Raw genomic sequence first — 23,132 nt, forward strand, 5'->3', positions numbered from 1 at the left:
CGCGCCGGCAAGGACTGTTTATGACTCAGCGACCGGGCAATCAATTGTTCGATGCCTACTTTACTGCCCGCGATATGCGCGACGTGTTCTGCGATCAGGGCCGGGTGCAGGCGATGCTCGACTTCGAAGCGGCACTGGCCCGGGCCGAAGCGCGCGTCGGGTTGATTCCGGCGGGCGCCGTCGAGTCGATCGAAAACGCCTGCCGCGCCGGGCTGTTTGATTTCGCCGCACTGGGCGAGGCGATTGCCACGGCCGGCAATTCGGCGATTCCACTGGTGAAGGCGTTGGGCAAACAGATCGCCGCGACCGATGCCGAAGCCGAGCGCTACGTGCATCTGGGCGCCACCAGCCAGGACGTGATGGATTCCGGCTTGGTGCTGCAATTGCGTCAGGCGCTGGAATTGATTGAAAGGGAGCTGGCGCAACTGGCTGACGCTCTCGCCATTCAGGCGCAGCGCCACGCCGCGACGCCGTTGGCGGGACGCACTTGGCTGCAACACGCAACGCCGGTGACGCTCGGGATGAAGATCGCCGGTTGGCTCGGCGCCGTGACCCGCAGCCGTCAGCGTCTGCGCGAGCTCAAGCCACGGCTGTTGGTGCTGCAATTCGGCGGCGCGTCCGGCACTCTCGCGGCACTTGGTGAGCAGGCGCTGCCGATTGCCCAGGCGCTGGCCGAAGAGTTGCAACTGACCTTGCCGGAACAACCGTGGCACACCCAGCGCGACCGCATCGTCGAGTTTGGCGCGGTACTCGGTCTGATCGCCGGCAGCCTCGGAAAATTCGGCCGCGACATCAGCCTGTTGATGCAGACCGAAGCGGCGGAAGTGTTCGAGCCGTCGGCGCCGGGCAAGGGCGGTTCCTCGACCATGCCGCACAAGCGCAACCCGGTGGGCGCGGCGGTGTTGATCGGTGCGGCGACCCGCGTGCCGGGGCTGGTCTCGACGCTGTTCAGCGCCATGCCGCAGGAGCACGAGCGCAGCCTTGGTCTGTGGCACGCCGAATGGGAAACCCTGCCGGAAATCTGCTGCCTGGTGTCGGGCGCACTGCAACAGGCGCGTCTGCTGGCCGATGGTCTGGAAGTCGATGGCGCGCGCATGGCCCGCAACCTGGAACTGACCCAAGGCCTGGTGCTGGCCGAAGCGGTAAGCATCGTGCTGGCGCAACGGGTCGGCCGTGATACCGCGCATCATCTGCTCGAACAATGCTGCAAACGGGCGGTGGCCGAACAGCGTCATCTGCGAGCGGTACTCGGTGACGAGCCGCAGGTGACCGCCGAGCTGAGCACAACCGAACTGGATCATCTGCTCGATCCCGCCCATTACCTCGGTCAGGCGCAGGTCTGGGTCGAGCGGGCAGTGGCCGAACACAACGCATTTTCTGACTGAAAGGAGAGGGCTGTGGCTTTCGTTCAACTCGCCGATGGCGAACTGCATTACACATTGGAAGGCCCGGTCGATGCGCCGGTGCTGGTGCTGTCCAACTCGCTGGGCACCGACCTGCACATGTGGGACGTGCAGATGCCGGCCTTCACCGAACACTTTCGGGTGCTGCGTTTTGATACGCGCGGGCACGGCCAGTCGCTGGTAACACCGGGCCCTTACAGCATCGAGCAACTGGGTCGCGACGTGCTGGCGCTGCTGGATGCGCTGCACATCGAACGCGCGCATTTCTGCGGTCTTTCGATGGGCGGCCTGATCGGCCAGTGGCTGGGGATCAATGCCGGCCAGCGGCTGAACAAACTGATCGTCTGCAACACGGCGGCGAAAATCGGCGATCCGTCGGTGTGGAATCCGCGCATCGAAACCGTACTGCGCGACGGTCCGGCGGCGATGGTCGCGTTGCGCGATGCGTCGATTGCCCGCTGGTTTACCCCGGACTTCTCGGCGGCCAACCCGGCAGCCGCCAAGCAGATCACCGACATGCTGGCCGCAACCCGTCCTGAAGGTTACGCCGCCAACTGTGCAGCGGTGCGCGATGCGGATTTCCGCGAGCAGTTGTCGTCGATCACGGTACCGCTGCTGGTGATCGCCGGTACCGAAGATGCGGTGACGCCACCGTCCGGCGGGCATTTCATTCAGGAACACGTGCGCGGCGCCGAGTACGCCGAGTTTTATGCGGCGCACCTTTCCAACGTTCAGGCCGGCGACGCTTTCAGCGACCGCGTGCTGACCTTTTTGCTGGCCGATTGAGGGATTTCCGTGGACGAGAAACAACGTTACGACGACGGCATGCAAGTGCGCCGCGCAGTATTGGGTGATGCCCATGTCGATCGCAGCCTGACCACGCTGACCGAGTTCAACTCGGAATTCCAGGAGATGATCACCCGACACGCCTGGGGCGACATCTGGACCCGGCCGGGCCTGCCACGCCATACCCGTAGCCTGATCACCATCGCCATGCTGATCGGCATGAATCGCGAAGGCGAACTCAAGTTGCATCTGCGGGCAGCGGCCAACAATGGCGTGAGCCGCGGCGAGATCAAGGAAGTGATCATGCAGAGCGCGATCTACTGCGGGATTCCGGCGGCGAATGCGACCTTTCATCTGGCCGAGTCGGTTTGGGATGAGCTGGGTACCGAATCCCGCGAGTGACGGTGGCTGAGCCGGCCTCATCGCTGGCAAGTCGAATCGTCGCACCGCAGCTCCCACAGGTCTTCTGCCGTTCACGAAATCTGTGTCCACCGAAGTTCCTGTGGGAGCTGGCTTGCCAGCGATAGCGGCAGTTGCCTTGATACATCACACCTTGGCAACAATGAAAATGCGCTTGAACGCAAACAACGTATGGCCGTTTTCCTCCTGCGGATAGTGCGCATGCACCCGCATCAGGTAGTGATAAATGAAACGCGCCTGTTCCTCTGACGTCAGTCCCTGCATCACCGGCCGCAGCGCCGACACCTTCACCCAGTCATAAATCGGCGACTTGCCGTCGACCACCTGCAACTGCTCGGTTTCCCAAATATCCAGCGACTCGGTCAGCGGGGCCAGCAACCGGTAGTAATCCTCCAGCGACAACAACGTCCGCGCGGCCATGCGCTGGCGCAATTGTGCAGTGCCGATGGGGCGACCGCAGGGACCGGCGTCGTTGAGCGTGTCGAGCATCAGTTGATACCACAGCGCATCACGCCAGTCCGGCATATGCGCGGCCAGGCATCCGCCGGGGTTGAGGTGGCGGAGCAACCCCGGCAACAGCGTTCGATGGTCATCGATGAAATGCAGCACGGCGGCGGCGAACAACAGATCGGCCCGTTTGCGGGGCTTCCAGTGTTGCAGTTCGGCGTGTTGCCAGCGTGCCTTGATCGGCAGGCAACGGGCGACCTGGAGCATGTCTCTCGAACTGTCGATGCCCTTGAGGTCTGCCTGGGGCCAGCGATCTGCCAGAGCCTTCGTGGCGATGCCGGTGCCGCAACCTAGGTCGTAAATGCGTTTCGGATCGTTCAGTTCGACGCGGCCGAGCAATTCATCGACCGGGCGTTGCCTGAGACGGGAAAACTGCTGGTATGCCCTGGCGTTCCAACATGTTGCGCAGTCAGCATTTTGCAACTGCCTTTGAATGATCATGAGGTGGTCCTCTCTGGCCATGAACGCTTTGTTCTAGACGACGGCATCCAGTTTTCTGATTTCACGATAAATGCCGTTCCACAGGCCGACTCTGTGATCGATCGCGGAAATTGCTGCCCGCAAAGCTCGTTCATGGATGTCTGGAGTGTGGATTAGTCGAGATAACATTTTCTGTGCCGCGGGACCGTGATCGTCACTGTCTACTTCAATGTGGCGATTGAGATAGTAGGTCAGTTTCGGGGCCTGATTGGCATCAAGTCCCCAGTTATTCAACAGGGTCTGAAACATTTCAGGGATTGGATCCTCACGGCCGAACAAGAAATTGCTCGCTACTTCGGCTGTCGAGGCTTGGCGAGCGGTTTTCAAGGTGTGCTTGACGAATGTCTGTACGTAGGCCGGAACCTCAGCTTCTTTCATGGCGTGTCGCAGAGACGAAGCAGCTGATAAATGACCGATGAAGATGTCGATGTTCTTGGTAGATGCGCTCACTTCGGCCATCGCATCGAGATACAAGTGAAAATGACTTGCCGGTTCGCCATCGGGACCGATGTCCGATTCTTCTCCAGTGATGATTTCATTGATGAGACGGGCGTTGGCCTCGTTCTGTCCTGGCATCCAGGGCAGTGCCATGCAGGTCAAATCACGCTGCAAGCGCTTGGCCAGACTCATGAAGTCCCATACCGCGAATACATGGCGACTCATGAACAGCCTGACGTGTTCAATCGTGCGAATCGTTTTGTAAATTGGATGTTGTGCCAATCGCTTCCGATAGGGCTCAAGTTCTTTATCAAACATGATTGCATCCTTGCGAGTACGTAAGTTTAGATAATTTCGCAGAGAACTAGACGGTATCGCTGGTTTGGTGAATATCCGCGAAAAGACGTGACCATGCTTTAAAGGTTGGTAGCATCAAACCCGTATCTTTCTTGTACGCGCGCCACTCATTGCCGAATATTGACTCCAGGCGTTTGTCCATGTGCCAAGTGCCCAGGTACATATAAATGGTAGTGCCGACGGAAAAAAGCAATGTGTCATACGTCATGATCGGGTGAGCCCAGAAGAAGAACATCAGAAACGTATGGTGGGGGAATCTTACGTAGCGCTTGATGCCCTGTATGTGCATTCGATAGGGGGCGGGTGCTTTTTTTTCTTTCAAACGAGCAATAAGTTGCCGGATGCCCAGCCATTGCCAAAACGTCGAGGTGTAACGGAAACAGTAAATCGTCAGCCCCAGTAGCATCACCATCGACAATGCCGCAAAGTGAAAAAGAGGACTGCCTGGAATCAGGACATATATGTATTGTCCGGACGGTTGCCAGTAATAAATACCCATTGCAAGTGTAACGGCTGAGAATAAGCACATGGCGATATTCCAGCTCCAATCCGGAAAGAATATCTCGTACAGTTTCATTGCCGGTCTGGTTGTCAGGCAAGAATGTACCAAGCCATATGAGAACATAATAAGAATGTCGATCTGCCACCAGTTCATCGCTTTTTCCTTCCGTAGTCAGCTGTGCCGAGTGTGGCACAGGGCAGATGTTAGAAGTCAGGTAGGCGCGTGGATACTGTTATAACTAACAGGTTGTTAGCATCTTTGTGAATACTAAAGTGGAGGATTAGTTATAAGTATCAAGTTGTGAGGTGAAATGGCTACAGATCCAACGAACAGTTCATCGGTTATATGAACTGTTCGTTTGAAGTTTTGAGTATTTATGAAGTGTTTTACAGCAAACTGATCGGATAGCTGACGATCAGGCGGTTCTCGTCGAACTCGTTGTTGCTGAAGTCGCGGCGCATGGTCGAGTTGCGCCATCTGACGTTCAGGTTCTTCAACGCGCCGCTCTGCACGGTGTAGCCCAGTTCCGATTCGCGCCCCCATTCCTTGCCGTCGGTGATAGTCCCGGTGTGCACGTTGTCGCCGCTGATGTAACGGTTCATCAGGGTCAGGCCGGGGACGCCGATGGCGACAAAGTTGTAGTCGTGGCGCACCTGCCAGGAGCGTTCCTGTGCGTTGTCGTAACTGGCGTTGTAGCTGTCGTTGGCCAAGGTGCCGCCGCTGGTGCCGTTGACCCGCATCCAGGCGCTGTCGCCGGTGAGTTTCTGCAGGCCGACGTAGAAGGTGTGGCCACCGTATTTTGCCGAGAACATCCCCGACCAGGTCTTGTTGTCGAGTTCGCCGGCGCGGGCGCTGCCGTCGTCCTTGCCATAGAAGAAACCGAGGTTGGCCCCCAGGGTCCAGTCGCCGATTGGCTGGCTGTGGATCAGGTTGACGTATTGCTGGCTGTAGATGTCCTTGAGTTCGGCGTTCCACAGGCCGATCTGGGTGCGCTTGTCGTTGAACACGTATTCGCCGCCCTGGAAGTTGAAGCGATCCGAGGTGAACGCGGCTTTGCCGGTCATCGACATGTCGCTCATGCTGCTGTCGTCGCGCGGGCTGTTGGCGCGGAACTGGCCGCCGTAAAGGGTCAGGCCATCGATTTCCTTCGAGGTGATCTGGCCGCCGCGAAAGGTCTGCGGCAGCGAGCGGCCGTCGTCCGAGCGCAGGATCGGCAACACCGGCATCCACTCGCCGACCTTCACTTCGGTTTGCGACAGCTTCGCCTTGAACGCGACGTTGGTGCGGCCGAAGTTGTCCGCCGGGCGTCCGTCATGATCCAGCGGCAACAACTGCGTGCCACCGGTGCCTTTGCCGCCATCGAGCTTCACCGAGTACAACCCCAGCACATCCATGCCGAACCCGACGGTGCCCTGGGTGAAACCGGATTTGGCGTCGAGGATGAAGTTCTGCGTCCACTCTTCAGCCTTGCCCTGAGCCTTGGTCGGGTTGGTGAAGTTGCGATTGATGTAGAAGTTGCGCAGATTCAGGTTGACCTTGGCCCCGTCGATAAAACCGGCTTCTTCAGCCGCAGCGGGCAGCGCGATGCCGGCGAGGGCGATGGCGATCAGACCGGGAAGTGCGTAGGGCGCAGGGGAGGTTGTCATGGGCTCGGGTCTCTCTTGTTTTTTTGGGGCAAACGGGGGCGCTGCGGCCGTTTTTCAAGGCGCAGACATTCGATGGATGCAGAGGTGAAACGGCGGCGATCAGCCGGGTGGAGCAGGGCGCGGGAGCATGGTGTCGAACCTGTTGTTATTGGTTTTGTGGCTCGAATGGTGCGGGGCGCGGGCGAGGCGATTCAATCGGCGAAAGTGGAATTTGGGCGATTATCGAACGCAAGATTCGCAGGCAACAAAAAGCCCGCCAATCGGCGGGCTTCTTGTGTTCACCGGATGATCAGAACAACTTCATCTTCGGCGCTTCTTCTTTGAGCGGCTCGTTCTGCGCGGTCTGCGCATTCCAGCCACCACCCAGGGCCTTGTACAGGTTGACCGCACTGGTCAACTGCGCGAGGCGGTCGGTGATCAGCGATTGTTGCGCGCTGAACAGCTGACGCTGGGCATCGAGGAAGGTCAGGTTGCTGTCGACGCCAATGCGATAGCGACGCTCGGCCAGGCGGTAGTAGTCCTGGTTGGCCTGAACGAAATCACGCTGGGCCTGCAACTGCTCGGTGTAGGTCTGGCGCGCGGCCAGGCCGTCGGCGACTTCCTGGAAGGCCGTTTGAATGGACTTCTCGTAGTTCGCCACGCCAATGTCCTTCTGGATCTTGGCGTAGTCGAGGCTGGCGCGCAGGCTGCCGGCGTTGAAGATCGGCAGGTTGATCTGCGGCTGGAACAGCCACGTGCCCGAACCGCCCTTGAACAGGCCGGACAGGTCCGGGCTCAGGCTGCCCGCGTTGGCGGTCAGGCTGATGCTCGGGAAGAACGCTGCGCGGGCCGCGCCGATGTTGGCGTTGGCCGCCTTCAGGTTGTACTCGGCCTGAAGGATGTCCGGACGACGTTGCAGCAGATCCGACGGCAGACCGGCCGGCACATCGGCCAGCAGGTCATCCGACAGCGGCTTGGCCGCTTGCAGGTTGGCCGGGATGCCGGTGCCGAGCAGCAGGGTCAGGCTGTTTTCGTCCTGGGCGACCTGGCGGGTGTAACGCGCCAGTTGTGCCCGGGCGTTTTCCACCGAGGTGCGTGACTGCGCCAGGTCCAGCGCCGAGGCCACACCGACTTCGTTGCTGCGACTGGTCAGCTTGTAGCTTTCCTCGAAGGCACCGAGGGTGTCTTGCGTCAGCTTCAGCAGTTCCTTGTCGGCCTGCCAGGTCAGGTAGGCGTTGGCCACGCTGGCCACCAGGCTGATCTGGGTGCTGCGGCGCGCTTCTTCGGTGGCGAAGTATTGTTGCAGCGCTTGTTCGCTCAGGCTGCGAACCCGACCGAACAGGTCGAGTTCGTAGGCGCTGATGCCGACGGTAGCGGAGTAGGAACTGCTGATGGCCGCTTCACCGGTCTGCGACGCACGGGCCGGAACCCGCTGACGGCTGCCGCTGGCATTGGCCGACACGGCCGGGAACAGGTCGGCGCGCTGGATGCGGTATTGAGCCGCATAGGCGTCGATGTTCAGCGCCGCGACACGCAGGTCGCGGTTGTTTTCCAGGGCGACCTGGATCAGCTGTTGCAGGGCCGGGTCATGGAAAAACTGTTTCCAGCCCTGCTCGGCAGCGGCCTGCGCCGGTGCCTGGGCCGGCGAGTACGCCGGGCCCTGCGGGAACTGCGCGGCCACCGGTGCTTCCGGCTGCTGATAATCCGGTATCAGCGAGCAACCGCTCAGCACGAAGGCGGCGACTGCGATGGAGAGTAGCGACTTGCTCATTGGCCAGCCTCTTTAGGAGTTTCTATGGCGTCATCCTTGCCGGCATTTTTGCGCTGGCCCATGGACGACACAGTGACGAAGAACAGTGGTACCCAGAATATCGCCAGAACGGTGGCAGTGATCATACCGCCAATCACCACGGTGCCGATTGCGTGCTGGCTGCCCGAACCTGCCCCGGTGGAAATTGCCAGAGGCACCACGCCGAGGATGAACGCCAGGGACGTCATGATGATCGGACGCAGACGCATGCGGCAAGCCTCGATAGCTGCGTCACGCAGGCTGGCGCCCTGTTCGTGCAGCTCCTTGGCGAATTCGACGATCAGAATGGCGTTTTTCGCCGCCAGACCGATGGTCGTCAACAGACCCACCAGGAAGTACACGTCGTTGGACAGACCGCGCAGACTGGTCGCCAGCAATGCCCCGATGATCCCCAGCGGTACGACGAGCACGACGGCGATCGGAATCGACCAACTCTCGTAGAGAGCCGCCAGACACAGGAACACCATCAACAGCGACAGCGCGAACAGTGCCGGCGCCTGCGAACCTGCCAGACGCTCTTCATAGGACAGACCGGTCCAGGAGATACCGACACCCTTCGGCAGTTTGGCAGCAATCGCCTCGACCTCGGCCATGGCTTCACCGGTGGAATAGCCAGGCGCCGGGGCACCGAGAATCTCGACTGCTTCCACGCCGTTGTAACGCGACAGTTTTGGCGAGCCGTAGATCCACTCCCCCTTGGCGAATGCGGAGAACGGAACCATGGTGCCGCTGGCGTTACGCACATACCATTTCTTGAGGTCTTCCGGGCTCATGCGCGAGTCCGGCTGGCCCTGTACGTACACCTTCTTCACCCGACCACGGTCGATGAAGTCGTTGACGTAGCTACTGCCCAGCGCAATCGACAGGGTGTTGTTGATGTCGGAGATGGTGATGCCCAGAGCACTGGCCTTCTCGTCGTCGATTTCCAACTGGAACTGTGGTTCGTCGTTCAGACCGTTCGGACGCACCTGCGACAGCACTTTGCTTTGCGCGGCCATGCCCAGGAACTGGTTACGCGCGGCCATCAGTTGCTCGTGACCGATACCGGCACGGTCCTGCAGGAACACGTCGAAACCGGTGGCGTTACCCAACTCCAGTACGGCCGGCGGGGCGAAGGCGAACACCATTGCATCGCGGAAGCTGAAGAAGTGCTGCTGGGCGCGGGCGGCGAGTTTGAACACGCTGTTGTCGGCGTTCCGCTCGTGCCACGGCTTGAGCATGATGAACGCCATACCCGAGCTCTGGCCACGGCCGGCGAAGTTGAAGCCGGTCACGGTGAACACCGACGCTACGGCGTCGCCTTCACCGCCATCCTTGGTCGGACGCAGCAGGAACTCACGCATTTCATCCACGACCACTTGAGTGCGCTGGGCACTCGAACCGGCCGGGGTCTGCACCTGGGCGAACAGTACGCCCTGGTCTTCTTCCGGCAGGAAGGACGATGGAATACGCAGGAACAGCCAGATCATGCCGACGAAGATGATCAGGTAAGCCAGCAGGTACGGGGCCTTGTGGCGCAGGATGTTGCCGACGCCGCGCTCGTAGCTTTTGACGCTGCGGTCGAAACCACGGTTGAACCAGCCGAAGAAGCCTTTTTTCGGGGTGCCGTGTTCGCCGTGTGGAATCGCCTTGAGCATGGTGGCGCACAGCGCCGGGGTGAAGATCAGTGCAACCAGTACCGACAGCGCCATGGCCGACACGATGGTGATCGAGAACTGCTTGTAGATCACACCGGTGGAGCCGCCAAAGAATGCCATCGGCAGCAGTACCGCCGACAGTACCAGGGCGATACCGACCAGGGCGCCCTGGATCTGGCCCATGGATTTCTTGGTCGCTTCCTTCGGTGACAAGCCTTCTTCGCTCATCACCCGCTCGACGTTTTCCACCACGACGATGGCGTCGTCCACCAGCAAGCCGATAGCGAGCACCATGCCGAACATGGTCAGGGTGTTGATGCTGAAGCCGGCCGCCGCGAGGATGCCGAACGTACCGAGCAGTACCACCGGCACGGTCATCGTGGTGATGACCGTGGCGCGGAAGTTCTGCAGGAACAGGAACATCACCAGGAACACCAGCACGATCGCTTCGACCAGGGTTTCAACCACACCCTTGATCGACTCGGTCACCACCGGGGTGGTGTCGTACGGGAACACCACTTCCATGCCTTGCGGGAAGAACGGCTTGAGATCGTCGATCGTCTTGCGCAGTGCCTTGGCGGTGTCGAGGGCGTTGGCGCCGTTGGCCAGTTTAACCGCCAGACCGGACGCCGGGCTGCCGTTGAACTGGGCGCTGATCGCATAGTTCTCGCCACCCAGGCCGACGTCGGCGACGTCTTTCAGACGGACCTGAGAGCCATCCTTGTTGACCTTGAGCAGAATCTCTTTGAACTGCTCGGCGGTCTGCAGCCGGGTCTTGCCGATGATCGTGGCGTTCAGCTGCTGGCCCTGCACGGCAGGCAGGCCACCGAGCTGACCGGACGACACCTGGACGTTCTGCGCCGCAATCGCGGTTTTCACGTCGACCGGGGTCAGGTTGAAGTTGTTCAACTTGGCCGGATCGAGCCAGATGCGCATCGCGTACTGGGCACCGAAGACCTGGAAGTCACCGACACCGGCGGTCCGCGAGATCGGGTCCTGCATGTTCGACACGATGTAGTTGGACAGGTCGTCCTTGGTCATGCTGCCGTCACGCGACACCACGCCGATCACCAGCAGGAAGTTCTTCACTGCCTTGGTCACGCGGATACCCTGTTGCTGCACTTCCTGCGGCAGCAGCGGGGTGGCCAGGTTCAGCTTGTTCTGGACCTGGACCTGCGCGGTGTCGGAGTTGGTGCCTTGCTCGAAGGTCGCGGTGATGGTCATGCTGCCGTCGGAGTTACTTTCCGAGGACACATAACGCAGGTTGTCGATACCGTTGAGCTGCTGCTCGATCACCTGGACCACGGTGTCCTGAACCGTCTGTGCCGAAGCACCCGGGTAGGTCACGGAGATCGCAATGGCCGGTGGCGCAATGCTCGGGTACTGGTTGATCGGCAGTTTCAGGATCGAAAGTGCCCCGACCAGCATGATCACCAGGGCAATTACCCAGGCGAAAATCGGACGGTCGATGAAAAATTTTGACATGGATTACTCCCCTTTGCCGCCGGCGGCTTTGTCAGCTGCCTGAGCGGGGGCCGGGTTCTTGTTGCCGACGTTGGTCGCTTCGGTCGGTTTGACCTCAACACCCGGTTTGACGAATTGCAGCCCTTCGGTGATCAGACGATCGCCGGCCTTCAGGCCGTCTTCGATCAGCCACTGGCTGCCGACGGTGCGGCTGGCCTTGAGCTGACGCAGTTCGACCTTGTTGTCCGGGCCGACGACCAGCGCGGTCGGGGTGCCTTTGAGGTCACGAGTCACGCCTTGCTGCGGTGCGAGGATCGCGGCGCTGTTCACACCGGCCTGCAACTGCGCGTGAACGAACATGCCCGGCAACAGGGTGTGATCCGGGTTCGGGAACACGGCGCGCAGGGTCACGGAACCGGTGGTCTGATCGACCGACACTTCGGAGAATTCCAGCTTACCGTCGAGCTTGTACTGGCTGCCGTCTTCGAGGGTCAGCTTGACCGCAGCGGCGTTGTCGCCGGCCTTCTGCAGACGACCGCTTTCCAGTTCGCGACGCAGCTCCAGCAACTCGACCGAGGACTGGGTGACGTCGACGTAGATCGGGTCCAGTTGCTGGATCACGGCCATCGCATCGGCCTGTCCGTTGCTGACCAGCGCGCCTTCGGTCACCGAAGAGCGGCCAATACGACCAGAGATCGGTGCGTAGACCTTGGTGTAACGCACGTTGATCTGTGCGCTCTGCAACGACGCTTCCGATTGCAGGCGGTTGGCCACGGCAGTGTCGTATTCCTGACGGCTGACGGCCTGCTCGTCGACCAGTTGCTTGTAGCGGTCGGAGATCGACTTGGTCGAACGCAGGTTGGCTTCGGCGCTTTTCAGGGTCGCTTCATAGACCGACGGATCGATCTGATACAGCTGCTGGCCGGCTTTGACATCGGCGCCTTCCTTGAACAGACGCTTGAGAATGATGCCGTTGACCTGTGGACGAACTTCGGCGATGCGGAACGCGCTGGTGCGTCCCGGCAGTTCGGAAGTCAGGGTAAAGGCTTGTGGTTGCAGGGTGACGACGCCGACCTGAGGAGGTGGTGCGGCGGGAGCCGCCTCTTCCTTTTTACATCCGCTGAGCAGCGATGCCAGGGCGACGGCAGTGACCAGAGCGGTAACAGCTGGCTTGAATTGCATGAAGATCCTCGGGTCAGGCGCGCGAAAAGCGCACAAGAAGTGTGGAAGGGTAAAAAAGGGTTACCGGGTGGATAAGTAGCTTGCTAAGGAATATACTTACGTTCATGGTTGTTTGTAAACACCTTGGCGTCGTATCCACCCTGTTACAAAAGTCGTCGCAAGGTCTGAAATTGTAGGCCGGGGATCCGATCCGCGAGAGATCAACCCTTTTTTATTCAGCGGATATTCAGCCATCCCTGAAACATCCTGTTTGAGGTTTTACTGCCATGGTTCGTCGTACCAAAGAGGAAGCTCAGGAAACGCGCAGCCAGATTCTCGAAGCGGCCGAAAAAGCCTTCTATGAGCGGGGCGTGGCCCGCACGACCCTGTCGGATATCGCGACTCTGGCCGGGGTGACGCGCGGTGCGATCTATTGGCACTTCAGTAACAAGGCCGATCTGTTGCAAGCCATGCTCGATACCCTGCATGAGCCGCTGGACGAACTGGCCAAGGCCAGCGAAAGCGAGGACGAACCCGATCCGCTGGGCTGCATGCGCCAATTGCTGATTCATTTGTTTCATCAAGTTGCGCTGGACCCGAAGACCCGGCGTATCAAAGAAATTCTGTTTCATAAGTGCGAGTTCACCGATGAAATGTGCGACCTGCGCCAGCAGCGCCGGACCGCCAGCCTCGATTGCAATGTGCGGATCGCGCTGACATTGAGTAATGCAGTCAATCGTGGGCAGTTGCCGGCGGACCTCGACACCGCCCGGGCAGCCACCAGCATTCACGCCTATATCGACGGCCTCCTTTATGGATGGCTCCTGGCGCCGGACAGCTTCGAGCTGTACGCCGAGGCCGAACGCTGGGTCGATACCGGGCTGGATATGCTGCGCCTGAGCCCCAGCCTGCGCAAATGAAACAAAATTCGCTGTTGGATCAGTTTGTGTCAATGACGGAGGAGGGTGAAGATCCCTGTTCACTCGCCCCGCTGCAATGGGATGCTTTTATATACCTCTGCGGTGCGGGTTGATATGTAGCGAGCTACGTATTTTGTAGGGATTTTGTGTCGAGCCTGTGAACGAATGTGAGCGAGTCACCCGTCCGGCGACCAATAAAAAGCCCCCGATTCTCACGAGTCGGGGGCTTTTGTGTTTCTGCGGTGTGGCTTACAGGGTCGGGTAGTCGAGGTAGCCGACCGCGCCTTTACCGTAGAAGGTTTCCGGGTGCGGTTCGTTCAGCGGCGCATCGGCCTTCAGACGGGCCGGCAGATCCGGGTTGGCAATGAACGGGATACCGAATGCCACGGCGTCAGCCTTGCCCTCGGCCAGCCACGCGTTGGCGCTGTCCTTGGTGAAACGCTCGTTGGCGATGTAGGCGCCGCCGAAGGCTTCTTTCAGCTGTGGGCCGAGGCTGTCGGCGCCTTCTTTCTCGCGGGAGCAGATGAAGGCAATGCCACGCTTGCCCAGTTCGCGAGCGACGTAGGTGAAGGTTTCGGCCAGGTTGTCGTCGCCCATGTCATGGGAGTCGGCGCGCGGAGCCAAATGCACGCCTACGCGGCCGGCGCCCCAGACTTCGATCGCCGCGTCGGTCACTTCCAGCAGCAGGCGGGCACGGTTTTCCAGGGAGCCGCCGTAGTTGTCGGTGCGCTGGTTGGTGCTGCTTTGCAGGAACTGGTCGAGCAGGTAGCCGTTGGCGCCGTGGATTTCCACGCCGTCGAAACCGGCTGCCTTGGCGTTTTCCGCACCCACGCGGTAGGCGTCGACGATGTCGGCGATTTCAGCGGTTTCCAGCGCACGTGGGGTTGGATAGTCGGCCAGCGGGCGAACCAGGCTGACATGGCCTTTTGGCTGGATGGCGCTCGGTGCAACCGGCGTTTCGCCGTTCAGGTACGACGGGTGGGAAATCCGGCCGACGTGCCACAGTTGCAGGACGATCTTGCCGCCGGCGGCGTGAACGGCCTTGGTCACGTTGGTCCAGCCGCGCACCTGGTCGTTGGACCAGATCCCCGGAGTGTCCGGGTAGCCGACGCCCATCGGGGTCACCGAGGTGGCTTCGCTGAGGATCAGGCCGGCCGAGGCGCGTTGTACGTAGTACTCGGCCATCAGCGCGTTGGGTACGCGGCCTTCGTCGGCGCGGCAGCGGGTCAGCGGCGCCATGATGATGCGGTTGGACAGCTCGAGGTCGCCCAGTTTGATCGGATCGAAAATTGTTGCCATGAGATACAACCCTCGTGAGGTAAGTGAGTGAATCAGTTAGCGGTGGCCAGCTCGGGATTGCCGTTCTGGCGGAATGTGATCAGGGTCACCAGCAGCGCGAGGACCGCGAGTGCTGCGGCAGCGAGAGGCACGCTGGTCAGGCCGTAGCCGTGGGCGATGACGCTGCCGCCGACCCAGGCGCCGAGCGCGTTGCCGACGTTGAAGGCGCCGATGTTCAGGGTCGACACCAGGTTCGGTGCGGCCTGGCCGTAGGTCACGACGTTCACTTGCAGGGCCGGCACGGCGGCGAAACACGCGGTGGCCCAGAGGAACAGGGTGATCTCGGTCGGGATCAGCGCGATGCTGGTCCAGGTCAGGACGGTGGAGGTCACGGCCATGGCGATGAACACGCCGATCAGCGTCGCGGCCAGGCCCTTGTCAGCCAGTTTGCCGCCGATGATGTTGCCGACAGTCAGGCCCAGGCCGATGAGCATCAGGGTCCAGGTCACGCCACGGGGCGAAACACCGGTGACATCGCCCAGCAGCGGTGCGACGTAGGTGAACAACGTGAACACCGAGGCGGCGAACAGTGCGGTCATGCTCAGCGACAGCCAGATGCCGGCGCCCTTTAGCGCGGCCAGTTCGGCGCGCATGTCGAGTTTTTCTTCGTCACGCTTGGCTGGCAGGAAGCGGATCAGGCCGATCAGCGCGATCACACCGATCACGGTCACTGCCCAGAAGGTCGAGCGCCAGCCGGCTTCCTGACCGAGGGCGGTGCCCAGCGGTACGCCCAGCACGTTGGCCAGGGTCAGGCCGGTGAACATCAGGGCTACGGCCGAAGCGCGTTTGTTCGGCGCCACCAGGTTGGCCGCGACCACCGAACCGATGCCGAAGAACGCGCCGTGGCAGAGCGCGGTGACGACACGGGCGAACATCAGCACGTTGTAGTCAGTGGCGATGGCGCAGAGCAGGTTGCCGATAATGAAAATGCCCATCAGCGTTACCAGTGCAGCCTTGCGCGGCAGTTTTGCAGTGGCCATTGCCATGAACGGCGCACCAATCGCCACGCCCAGGGCGTAGCCGGTCACCAGCCAGCCGGCACCGGGAATCGACACACCGAGGTCAGCCGCCACATTGGGCAGCAGGCCCATGATGACGAACTCGGTGGTGCCGATGGCGAAGGCGCTCAAGGCGAGTATGAGAAGCGAGAGGGGCATCGTTGGATCCTTTTGGCTGGCTGACGTTAAGGGTCAGAGCTCTTTGCTGAGGGTGCTGAGGAACGCCTGGATCACGTCCTCGTTGCGTTTGAAAAAGTGCCACTGGCCGGCTTTCTGACTGCTGATCAGCCCGGCCCGTTGCAGGGTGGCCAGGTGGGCGGAGACGGTCGATTGCGACAGGCCGCAGCGTTGATCGATCTGCCCGGCGCAGATGCCGTACTCGTGGTTGTGGATCTGTTCCGGAAACTGGGCTTTCGGGTCTTTCAGCCAGTTGAGGATGTCTCGCCGTACTGGGTGTGCCAGGGCTTTTATTATTTCGTCGAGGTCAATGTTCATGGCTGGGTGCTCGTGATGTGTGTAGCGCTATATCGCGATGAGGCGAACTTTATATCGGTGCTTCGCGATACACCAATATGAATTTGATCTGATGACCGCATAAATCGGTATATCGGGTTATAACGATATGTGAGGTGTAAACAAACGCGGGCGCGGTGCTAAGCTGCGCCCATGAACTATCTCGCACATTTACACCTCGGTGGCCAGCGCCCCGGTCAACTGCTCGGCAGTCTGTATGGCGACTTCGTCAAAGGGCGGCTGCAAGGGCAGTTCGACCCGGAGATCGAAGCGGCGATTGCCCTGCACCGGCAGATCGACGTGTTCACCGATCGCCACCCGCTGGTGGATGCCTCACTGGCGCGGTTTTCCACGACCCGCCGCCGTTACGCGGGCATTGTCCTCGATGTGTTTTTCGACCATTGCCTGGCCCGGGACTGGACGCAGTACGCCGACCGGCCGCTGGGCCAATTCACCACCGACGTTTACCGCGTGCTGTCCAGAGAACGGCAATTGCCCGAGCGCCTGGCGAGGATCGCCCCGCACATGGTGGCCAATGACTGGTTGGGCTCGTATCAGGAGTTCGAAGTGCTGGAGCAGGTGTTGCGCGGCATCTCCCGACGCCTGACCCGGCCCGAAGAACTGGCGGGGGCGATGGAGGAATTGCGCCGGTTGTATGAACCGTTGAGCGAGGACTTTCGTTTGTTCTACCCACAGCTGCAGGACTTTGCCGGCCGGCAGCTGTAGGCAGATGTCGCCGATCAGGCCGCGATCAGATCGCGGGCGTGTTGCGCTTCGACGGGTTTGAGCACATCGCCGAACAAGGCTTTCTGCACCGCTTGCTGGGCCTCGTACGCCAATGCCGCGCGCTCCCGGCCCTGGCAGGCAATCGGTTTGAGCAGATGAATCTCGACATCGCCGCAGTCGTTGCTGAACAGACGCATCAGGTGCGACAGCAGATCATCGTCACCAATGAACGGCGCCAGCGAATCGATCTTGCCGTCGCGCAGATAACGGATCGCCACCGGTTGCAGCTTCACCTCGGAATCAATCGCCGCCGACAGCAGGCGACCGTGAAAGGTACGCAGCGAACGGCCATCAGTGGTGGTCCCTTCGGGGAACATCAGCAGCGGATGAGCGGTTTGCAGATGACGGGTCATCTGCTTGCGGATCAACTGGCTGTCGCCCGAACCGCGACGGATGAACAGGCTGCCGGCCTTCGCTGCCAGCCAACCGGCCACCGGCCAGGTGCGCACTTCAGCCTTGGATAGAAACGACAGCGGCGTGAGCATGCCGAGCAGCGGAATGTCGGTCCACGACACATGGTTGCTGACCCACAGCATCGGCTGTTTCGGCAGCTCACCATGCACGGTCACGCGAAAGGGCAGGGCATTGCTCAACCGCGCCATGAAAAACCGCGACCAGCGCTGCCGACGCTCCATCGAATGAGCGAGCCCCAGACGTTCGAAAACCCCGAAGACACTGGCCATGCTCAAGCCCAGCGTCACCACCAGCAGCACTCGCGCGATCCGCGCGTACACCCGCAGCCGGCTCATCACACGGCCGCCTTGAAGTGCTTGGCGTAGCGCGGGCAGAGTTCGTCGCGCTTGAGCAGGATGAACACGTCGGCGACCTGGAAGTCTTCGTCCCAGCACGGCTCGCCGCAGATCTTCGCGCCCAGGCGCATGTAGGCCTTGAGCAGCGGCGGCATTTCGGCGATCACGTTCGATGGAATATCCAGAGTTGGCAGCGGATTCTTAGGCTCGGCGCGCAGGTGTTCGGTGCACAGATAACGTTCGCGCAGACGCTGCATGATCGCGTGGGCCTGTACACCGCCGTCCTGCATCGGAATGCTCGCGCAACCCATCAGGTAGCTGTAGCCGCCCTGATTCAGGACTTCGGCCAGTTCGCCCCACAGCACAGCGATGGTGCCGCCGTTGCGGTAGGCCGGGTCGACGCAGGTGCGGCCGATTTCCAGGATCGGGCCTTGCAGACCGGCGAGGCCGTGCAGGCTGAATTCTTCTTCGCTGTAGAACTTGCCCAGGCTGCTGGCGGCGGTGTGATCGAGCAGGCGGGTGGTCGCCACCAGGCGGCCGGTGTTCAGGTCACGCACGCCGATGTGGCTGCAGTGAACATCATAGTCATCCATGTCCAGACCCAGCTCCGCGCCGTTCAGCTTGGCGTTGAACTCGCCGCTGAACACGTTGAAGCGCAAGGCCTGGGCTTGCTGCAAGGCCTCGGCGCCGATCAGGCGTTCGGCTTGCAGGCGGCGTTCATTGCCGGTGTCGCTGATGCGGGCGATCTGAGTCATGTGAATCTCCGTACGGGCCTTGAACCCGTCATGGGTTGCAGCCGATCGACTTTCTTTATGCAGCCGTGTTGTGCAAAGTCAGGCTATGTAGCCCCGGTGTCATCGCCATGAATGTTTGGTGATGCTTATATGACAGCCCACGAGGAGCCTCTGATGACCTGGTCGACCCTGCTTGAATGCCGCGAACGCCTGCCCGCCGTTGCCGATCTGGCGGAGGGCTTCGCCACGTTGCTGCAGCAACTGGGCAGCGTGACGCCGTTCGAACTGGCGGTGGCGGGAGGGCGGCGGATGGCGACGCCGGGGCTGGCGTTTCTGGTGGGTTATCAGGCGGCGCTGCGCATGCTCTGGCCGAGCGCGCCGCCGAGCCTCGGGGCGATGTGTGCGACCGAGCAGCGCAGCCTGCGCCCGGCGGACATGCAGACCCGGCTCACGGATCTGCGCCTCACCGGGCAAAAGGATTTCGTCACTGCCGGCGATGCGGCGGACTGGCTGCTGATCGCCGCGCGCAGCGAGCAACCCGGCGAATCACCGCGCCTGAGTCTGGCGGTGGTGTATCCCGGCGAACCCGGCGTACGGGTGGAAAAACTCCCGGCGCTGCCGTTGATGCCGGACATCAGCCATGGTCGGCTGCATCTCGACGATGCGTTGTGTGAACTGCTCGCCGGGGACGGTTGGGATGCTTACGTCAAACCGTTCCGCACCCTTGAAGACGTTTACGTATTGAGCGCGATGACCGCGTGGCTGTACGGCGTCGGTCAGGACAGCGGCTGGCCGCAGCCGTTGCAATTGCGCCTGCTGGCGCTTCTGGCCGGGTGCGCGGAAGTCAGTCGCCAGCCGCCGAACAATCCCGCCGGGCATGTGTTGCTCGGTGGTTTGTTTGCGCAGTTCGACGGGCTTAACGCGGAGGTCGATCAGGCCCTGCGCAACGGCGATCCTGAGTGGGCGACGATGTGGCAGCGCGATCAGTCGGTTATGCAACTGGCGGCGGGTGCGCGGGCCAAACGCCTGGCCAAGGCGTTGGCGGTGGACTGACCGGCCTCATCGCTGGCAAGCCAGCTCCCACACAGTCGCTGGTGTACAGGCTATCAATGGCAATCCTCGACCCCTGTGGGAGCTGGCTTGCCAGCGATGGCGATCTCATGGGCAGCCGAAATCTCCAATTTGTCATCAATCCTGACTACCCTCAGCAGGTTCTCCCCAAGAGCCCTCACCATGTTCAAAGGCCTGTCCCTGTTTCTGCTGCTGATCAGCTTCACGGTTCAGGCCGAACAATGGCCGGGCGAGCAATGGCCGATCGGTCCGAAACCCACCGGCCCGGCCGTCGAGGCTTTGGAGGCCTACGCCTTTCCGACCCGCGATGACAGCACCCGAAAAGGCATCCGCACCGACGCCTTGCTGGTGATCCGTGACGGCCAGCTCATCTACGAACGCTACGCCGCCGCGACCAGTGCCGACACCCCGCACCTGACCTGGTCGATCAGCAAAAGCCTGATGGCCACGGTGCTCGGCGTGGCGTACGGCGAAGGCTTGTTCAAGCTCGATGATCCGGCGGTGACGTTTTACCCGGCGCTGGAAAAACACCCGGCCGTCACGATCAAGGATCTGCTGCACTGGGCTTCGGGCATCGACTGGCAGGAAGACTACGAATACGCCCCGTTGAAATCCTCGGTGGTGGCGATGCTCTACACCCGTGGCCACCGTGACATGGCCGCCTTCACCGCCGATCACGACAGCTACGCGCCAGCGGGTCAGGCGTTCCGCTATTCCAGCGGCGACAGCAATCTGTTGGCGGCGGCGCTGAAAACCATCGTCGGCCCACAGCGTTATCCGGACTATCCGTGGACGGCACTTTTCGGTCCCTTGGGCATCCGCCATGCCACATGGGAAACCGATGCGACGGGCACCTTTGTCGCCTCTTCTTACGCTTATATGAGCGCCCGGGATCTGGCGCGAATCGGCCTGCTGATGGAACGGGACGGACGCTGGAACGAACGGCAGTTGCTGCCCAAGGATTGGGTCGCCTTCAACCGCCAACCCTTCGCCGGGTACAAGGCGAATCAGGACGAAGCCGTTCCCGGCGGCCACTGGTGGCTCAATCGCCCGGCAGACGGCGCGCCCTCACCATGGCCCGACGCACCGCCCGACACCTTCGCCGCCCTCGGCCACTGGGGCCAGGCGCTGTACGTGATCCCGAGCGAAAAACTGGTGATCGTGCGCTACGCCGATGACCGCGACGGCAGCTATCGCCACAACGAATTGCTCAAGCGCGTGCTCGGGGCGGTGCGGCCATGAAACTGTTCAGACGCACCCTGCTGGTGCTGTTGGTTGTGCTGCTGGGTTGGGGCTGGCACGAGCGCGAAAACCTGTGGGCCTTCCCGGACATCATCAGCGCCTACACCGCCAAGGAATATTGTTCGTGCCGCTACGTCATGAACAACGACGCCGAGTATTGCCGGGGCTACGTGAAGCAGTGGTTGCCGACCGACCGTTTCAGCGATGACGTCGTCAGCAAGACCATCACCGTCAGTGGCATGGGCCGCAGCAACACTGCGCATTGGCTGGGCCAGCGCCAGGGTTGTCGTCTGCAACCGTGATCTTGCGGTTTGCAATAACGCCACGGCCAGTTAAGGTTCGTGCACGTTTATCGGCCCCACGAGTCTTCAATGTTCAACCGTTCTCTGTGCAACGCCTTCGCCGGCCTGCTGCTGGGCGCCGCTGCGCTGCCGGCCCAGGCCAACTGGTATCTGGACGGCGAGTCGTCGCGGCTGTCGTTCGTCAGTACGAAAAACGCCAACGTGTCCGAAGTGCAGCGCTTTCTGGTGCTGCACGGCAAGGTCGATCCCGATGGCCGTGCCGAAGTCGAAGTCGAGCTGGACTCGATCAACAGCGGCATCCCGCTGCGCGACGAGCGCATGCGCAAGGAACTGTTCCAGATCGAGCAATTCCCCGAAGCGACCATTACCACGCAAATCGACCTGCGCCCGATCAACGATCTGGCCCCCGGCGCGCAGCTTGAATTGCGCCTGCCGCTGACCGTCAACTTGCACGGCAAGCAACACGAATACCCCGCCGAGCTGCTCGCCACGCGCCTCGATGACCGACGCTTTCAAGTGGTGACGCTGGAGCCGCTGGTGATCAGCGCCGAGGATTTCGATCTGCTGCCGGGCCTGGAAAGCCTGCGCAACCTGGCCGGCCTGTCGGCCATCAGTCTGTCGGTACCGGTGGGTGCGGTGCTGATCTTCACGGCGCGCTGACATGCGCGGCGCGGTGTTTCCGTGGCGTGATGGCAACCGCTTCGAGCTGTTGATCGACGGCCCGCAATTCTTCCCGCGCATGCTCGACGAGATTGCCCGCGCCCGTGAGCAGATCGAACTGGAGCTGTATCTGGTGGAGGCCGGTGCCTGTGCCGAAACCATCGTGCAGGCGCTGGTACTGGCGGCGGAGCGGGGCGTGCGGGTGCGTTGCCTGTTCGACGATTACGGCAGCCTTGCCTTCACCCTCACGCTGCGCCGGCGGCTGACCGGTGCCGGGGTCGAGCTGCGTTTTTACAATCGGCTGAACTGGCGGCGCTGGGTCGGCAATTTCTATCGCGATCATCGCAAGCTGTTGCTGGTCGACCAGCATCTGGCGGTGGTCGGCGGCACCGGGGTCACCGATGAGTTCTGGACGCCGGGCCACGACACCAGCGAATGGCACGAGGTCATGGTGGAGATCACCGGCCCGCTGGTGCTCGACTGGCAGTTGCTGTTCGACCGCCAATGGATCGCCAACCGCCATCGCCGGGCCTGGCGGCCCAACGCGCATTTCGGCCTGCCACGACTGCCGCGCGTGCCGGACACGGGCGAGGGCATGGGCCGTGTGGCCTACGCCGACGCCCGTCAGCATCGGGACATTCTGCAATCGCTGTTCCGCGCCTTGAACAGTGGCCAAAAGCGTATCTGGCTGGCCACGCCGTACTTTCTGCCAACCTGGAAAATCCGCCGCTCCCTGCGCAAGGCTGCCGCTCGGGGACTCGATGTGCGTCTGCTGCTGACCGGACCGCGCACCGATCACCCGTCGGTGCGTTATGCCGGGCATCGCTACTACCCGCGCCTGCTCAAGGCCGGGGTGAAAATCTACGAATACCAGCCGTGTTTCCTGCACCTGAAAATGGTGCTGGTGGACGACTGGGTGAGCATCGGCTCGTGCAATTTCGATCACTGGAATCTGCGCTTCAATCTTGAAGCGAATCTGGAAGCGCTGGATCCGTCATTGACGGCAGCGGTGGCGGCGAGTTTCGAGAAGGACTTCGGCCTGAGTCAGCAGGTGAGTCTGGAGGAATGGCGAAAACGGCCACTGTGGCGGCGGGTGAAGCAGCGGATCTGGGGCTGGGTGGATCGGGTGGTGGTCAACTTGCTCGACAGACGCGGCTAGTCGCTGTCCCCGATTGATCGTTCCCACGCGGAGCGTGGGAACGATCGGTTACAGGTTTTGCAGCGCATGG

At 61.4% G+C, this 23,132-nt stretch carries 22 protein-coding genes; 10 read left to right on the plus strand and 12 right to left on the minus strand.

The window, feature by feature from the left end; genetic code table 11:
• Positions 1-20: 20 nt before the first annotated feature.
• From QLG12_RS16560 to pcaC, 3 genes are read left to right on the plus strand one after another with little or no spacing between them, the layout of a single operon-like run.
• A complete protein-coding gene (locus QLG12_RS16560) occupies positions 21-1,385 on the plus strand; it encodes a 3-carboxy-cis,cis-muconate cycloisomerase (protein ID WP_236194289.1) in 1,365 nt (454 codons plus the stop codon).
• 12 nt (positions 1,386-1,397) lie between these two features.
• A complete protein-coding gene (pcaD, locus tag QLG12_RS16565) occupies positions 1,398-2,189 on the plus strand; it encodes a 3-oxoadipate enol-lactonase (RefSeq protein ID WP_197868645.1) in 792 nt (263 codons plus the stop codon).
• A gap of 9 nt (positions 2,190-2,198) precedes the next feature.
• Positions 2,199-2,591, plus strand: a complete 393-nt coding sequence (pcaC, locus tag QLG12_RS16570) for a 4-carboxymuconolactone decarboxylase (protein ID WP_011332825.1) — start codon at positions 2,199-2,201, stop codon at positions 2,589-2,591.
• 144 nt (positions 2,592-2,735) lie between these two features.
• Here pcaC and QLG12_RS16575 read toward each other — a convergent pair whose 3' ends face one another.
• The 7 genes from QLG12_RS16575 to emhA form a co-directional block, all read right to left on the minus strand.
• The gene (locus QLG12_RS16575; RefSeq protein ID WP_197868644.1) at positions 2,736-3,557 is read right to left on the minus strand and encodes a methyltransferase domain-containing protein; all 822 of its coding nucleotides are present in this window, start codon (positions 3,555-3,557) and stop codon (positions 2,736-2,738) included.
• A gap of 33 nt (positions 3,558-3,590) precedes the next feature.
• Positions 3,591-4,352, minus strand: a complete 762-nt coding sequence (locus tag QLG12_RS16580) for a DUF3050 domain-containing protein (RefSeq protein ID WP_197868643.1) — start codon at positions 4,350-4,352, stop codon at positions 3,591-3,593.
• 46 nt (positions 4,353-4,398) lie between these two features.
• Entirely contained in the window at positions 4,399-5,046 is a 648-nt protein-coding gene (locus tag QLG12_RS16585; RefSeq protein WP_197868642.1) for a hypothetical protein, read from the minus strand.
• A 233-nt stretch (positions 5,047-5,279) separates the two neighbouring features.
• Positions 5,280-6,539 carry an OprD family porin gene (locus tag QLG12_RS16590; RefSeq protein WP_282474919.1) on the minus strand — a complete coding sequence of 420 codons (1,260 nt, stop codon included), beginning with the start codon at positions 6,537-6,539 and terminating at the stop codon, positions 5,280-5,282.
• Between the two features lie 289 nt (positions 6,540-6,828).
• Positions 6,829-8,289, minus strand: a complete 1,461-nt coding sequence (gene emhC, locus QLG12_RS16595; protein ID WP_011332828.1) for an efflux RND transporter outer membrane subunit EmhC — start codon at positions 8,287-8,289, stop codon at positions 6,829-6,831.
• Positions 8,286-11,450 carry an efflux RND transporter permease subunit EmhB gene (emhB, locus tag QLG12_RS16600; RefSeq protein ID WP_282474920.1) on the minus strand — a complete coding sequence of 1,055 codons (3,165 nt, stop codon included), beginning with the start codon at positions 11,448-11,450 and terminating at the stop codon, positions 8,286-8,288. The genes emhC and emhB overlap by 4 nt, the downstream gene beginning before the upstream one ends.
• A 3-nt stretch (positions 11,451-11,453) precedes the next feature.
• A complete protein-coding gene (gene emhA, locus QLG12_RS16605) occupies positions 11,454-12,611 on the minus strand; it encodes an efflux RND transporter periplasmic adaptor subunit EmhA (protein WP_197868639.1) in 1,158 nt (385 codons plus the stop codon).
• Positions 12,612-12,877: 266 nt separating this feature from the next.
• On the opposite strand from emhA, the gene QLG12_RS16610 reads away from it, so the two are divergent.
• On the plus strand, positions 12,878-13,510 hold the full coding sequence (locus tag QLG12_RS16610) for a TetR family transcriptional regulator (protein ID WP_282474921.1): 633 nt from the start codon (positions 12,878-12,880) through the stop codon (positions 13,508-13,510).
• 249 nt (positions 13,511-13,759) lie between these two features.
• Here the strand turns inward: QLG12_RS16610 and QLG12_RS16615 are convergent, their stop codons facing one another.
• From QLG12_RS16615 to QLG12_RS16625, 3 genes are read right to left on the minus strand one after another with little or no spacing between them, the layout of a single operon-like run.
• Positions 13,760-14,809 carry an alkene reductase gene (locus QLG12_RS16615; RefSeq protein ID WP_011332832.1) on the minus strand — a complete coding sequence of 350 codons (1,050 nt, stop codon included), beginning with the start codon at positions 14,807-14,809 and terminating at the stop codon, positions 13,760-13,762.
• A gap of 32 nt (positions 14,810-14,841) precedes the next feature.
• On the minus strand, positions 14,842-16,005 hold the full coding sequence (locus QLG12_RS16620; protein ID WP_011332833.1) for an MFS transporter: 1,164 nt from the start codon (positions 16,003-16,005) through the stop codon (positions 14,842-14,844).
• Positions 16,006-16,038: 33 nt separating this feature from the next.
• Positions 16,039-16,341: a helix-turn-helix transcriptional regulator gene (locus QLG12_RS16625; protein WP_007957866.1), complete on the minus strand. Its 303-nt coding sequence runs from the start codon at positions 16,339-16,341 to the stop codon at positions 16,039-16,041.
• Positions 16,342-16,512: 171 nt separating this feature from the next.
• On the opposite strand from QLG12_RS16625, the gene QLG12_RS16630 reads away from it, so the two are divergent.
• Positions 16,513-17,085, plus strand: a complete 573-nt coding sequence (locus QLG12_RS16630) for an ACP phosphodiesterase (protein ID WP_197868637.1) — start codon at positions 16,513-16,515, stop codon at positions 17,083-17,085.
• A gap of 14 nt (positions 17,086-17,099) precedes the next feature.
• On the opposite strand, the gene QLG12_RS16635 is transcribed toward QLG12_RS16630, so the two are convergent.
• Positions 17,100-17,894, minus strand: coding sequence for a lysophospholipid acyltransferase family protein (locus QLG12_RS16635; RefSeq protein WP_282474922.1), 795 nt, complete (start codon positions 17,892-17,894; stop codon positions 17,100-17,102).
• Positions 17,894-18,649: an L-ornithine N(alpha)-acyltransferase gene (gene olsB, locus QLG12_RS16640; protein WP_085729947.1), complete on the minus strand. Its 756-nt coding sequence runs from the start codon at positions 18,647-18,649 to the stop codon at positions 17,894-17,896. Before olsB ends, QLG12_RS16635 begins: the two co-directional genes overlap by 1 nt.
• Positions 18,650-18,802: 153 nt before the next feature.
• Between olsB and QLG12_RS16645 the strand changes: the two genes are divergently transcribed.
• The 5 genes from QLG12_RS16645 to QLG12_RS16665 all read left to right on the plus strand — a co-directional run bounded on the left by QLG12_RS16645 (position 18,803) and on the right by QLG12_RS16665 (position 23,062).
• On the plus strand, positions 18,803-19,681 hold the full coding sequence (locus QLG12_RS16645) for an acyl-CoA dehydrogenase family protein (RefSeq protein WP_282474923.1): 879 nt from the start codon (positions 18,803-18,805) through the stop codon (positions 19,679-19,681).
• Positions 19,682-19,861: 180 nt separating this feature from the next.
• Complete coding sequence (locus QLG12_RS16650) at positions 19,862-20,941, plus strand: serine hydrolase (protein ID WP_282474924.1); 1,080 nt, start codon at positions 19,862-19,864, stop codon at positions 20,939-20,941.
• Positions 20,938-21,243, plus strand: a complete 306-nt coding sequence (locus QLG12_RS16655) for an amidase (RefSeq protein ID WP_236194296.1) — start codon at positions 20,938-20,940, stop codon at positions 21,241-21,243. The genes QLG12_RS16650 and QLG12_RS16655 overlap by 4 nt, the downstream gene beginning before the upstream one ends.
• Positions 21,244-21,312: 69 nt before the next feature.
• Positions 21,313-21,903, plus strand: coding sequence for a YceI family protein (locus tag QLG12_RS16660; RefSeq protein ID WP_011332843.1), 591 nt, complete (start codon positions 21,313-21,315; stop codon positions 21,901-21,903).
• Between the two features lies 1 nt (position 21,904).
• Positions 21,905-23,062 (plus strand): phosphatidylserine/phosphatidylglycerophosphate/cardiolipin synthase family protein, encoded by a 1,158-nt coding sequence (locus QLG12_RS16665; RefSeq protein WP_197868631.1) that lies wholly within the window; start codon positions 21,905-21,907, stop codon positions 23,060-23,062.
• Positions 23,063-23,132 lie beyond the last annotated feature (70 nt).

It is taken from the genome of Pseudomonas sp. V88_4, from assembly GCF_029967985.1.
In the GTDB taxonomy this organism is placed as follows: domain Bacteria; phylum Pseudomonadota; class Gammaproteobacteria; order Pseudomonadales; family Pseudomonadaceae; genus Aquipseudomonas; species Aquipseudomonas glycinae.

Coding starts and splice junctions, on each gene's coding strand:
- QLG12_RS16655 (WP_236194296.1), top strand. CDS start 20,938: ATGAAACTGTTCAGACGCACCCTGCTGGTGCTGTTGGTTGTGCTGCTG.
- emhC (WP_011332828.1), bottom strand. CDS start 8,289: ATGAGCAAGTCGCTACTCTCCATCGCAGTCGCCGCCTTCGTGCTGAGC.
- QLG12_RS16575 (WP_197868644.1), bottom strand. CDS start 3,557: ATGATCATTCAAAGGCAGTTGCAAAATGCTGACTGCGCAACATGTTGG.
- QLG12_RS16625 (WP_007957866.1), bottom strand. CDS start 16,341: ATGAACATTGACCTCGACGAAATAATAAAAGCCCTGGCACACCCAGTA.
- QLG12_RS16610 (WP_282474921.1), top strand. CDS start 12,878: ATGGTTCGTCGTACCAAAGAGGAAGCTCAGGAAACGCGCAGCCAGATT.
- emhA (WP_197868639.1), bottom strand. CDS start 12,611: ATGCAATTCAAGCCAGCTGTTACCGCTCTGGTCACTGCCGTCGCCCTG.
- QLG12_RS16590 (WP_282474919.1), bottom strand. CDS start 6,539: ATGACAACCTCCCCTGCGCCCTACGCACTTCCCGGTCTGATCGCCATC.
- QLG12_RS16665 (WP_197868631.1), top strand. CDS start 21,905: ATGCGCGGCGCGGTGTTTCCGTGGCGTGATGGCAACCGCTTCGAGCTG.
- olsB (WP_085729947.1), bottom strand. CDS start 18,649: ATGACTCAGATCGCCCGCATCAGCGACACCGGCAATGAACGCCGCCTG.
- QLG12_RS16645 (WP_282474923.1), top strand. CDS start 18,803: ATGACCTGGTCGACCCTGCTTGAATGCCGCGAACGCCTGCCCGCCGTT.
- QLG12_RS16615 (WP_011332832.1), bottom strand. CDS start 14,809: ATGGCAACAATTTTCGATCCGATCAAACTGGGCGACCTCGAGCTGTCC.
- QLG12_RS16660 (WP_011332843.1), top strand. CDS start 21,313: ATGTTCAACCGTTCTCTGTGCAACGCCTTCGCCGGCCTGCTGCTGGGC.
- QLG12_RS16650 (WP_282474924.1), top strand. CDS start 19,862: ATGTTCAAAGGCCTGTCCCTGTTTCTGCTGCTGATCAGCTTCACGGTT.
- QLG12_RS16630 (WP_197868637.1), top strand. CDS start 16,513: ATGAACTATCTCGCACATTTACACCTCGGTGGCCAGCGCCCCGGTCAA.
- QLG12_RS16620 (WP_011332833.1), bottom strand. CDS start 16,005: ATGCCCCTCTCGCTTCTCATACTCGCCTTGAGCGCCTTCGCCATCGGC.
- QLG12_RS16580 (WP_197868643.1), bottom strand. CDS start 4,352: ATGTTTGATAAAGAACTTGAGCCCTATCGGAAGCGATTGGCACAACAT.
- emhB (WP_282474920.1), bottom strand. CDS start 11,450: ATGTCAAAATTTTTCATCGACCGTCCGATTTTCGCCTGGGTAATTGCC.
- QLG12_RS16585 (WP_197868642.1), bottom strand. CDS start 5,046: ATGAACTGGTGGCAGATCGACATTCTTATTATGTTCTCATATGGCTTG.
- QLG12_RS16560 (WP_236194289.1), top strand. CDS start 21: ATGACTCAGCGACCGGGCAATCAATTGTTCGATGCCTACTTTACTGCC.
- QLG12_RS16635 (WP_282474922.1), bottom strand. CDS start 17,894: ATGAGCCGGCTGCGGGTGTACGCGCGGATCGCGCGAGTGCTGCTGGTG.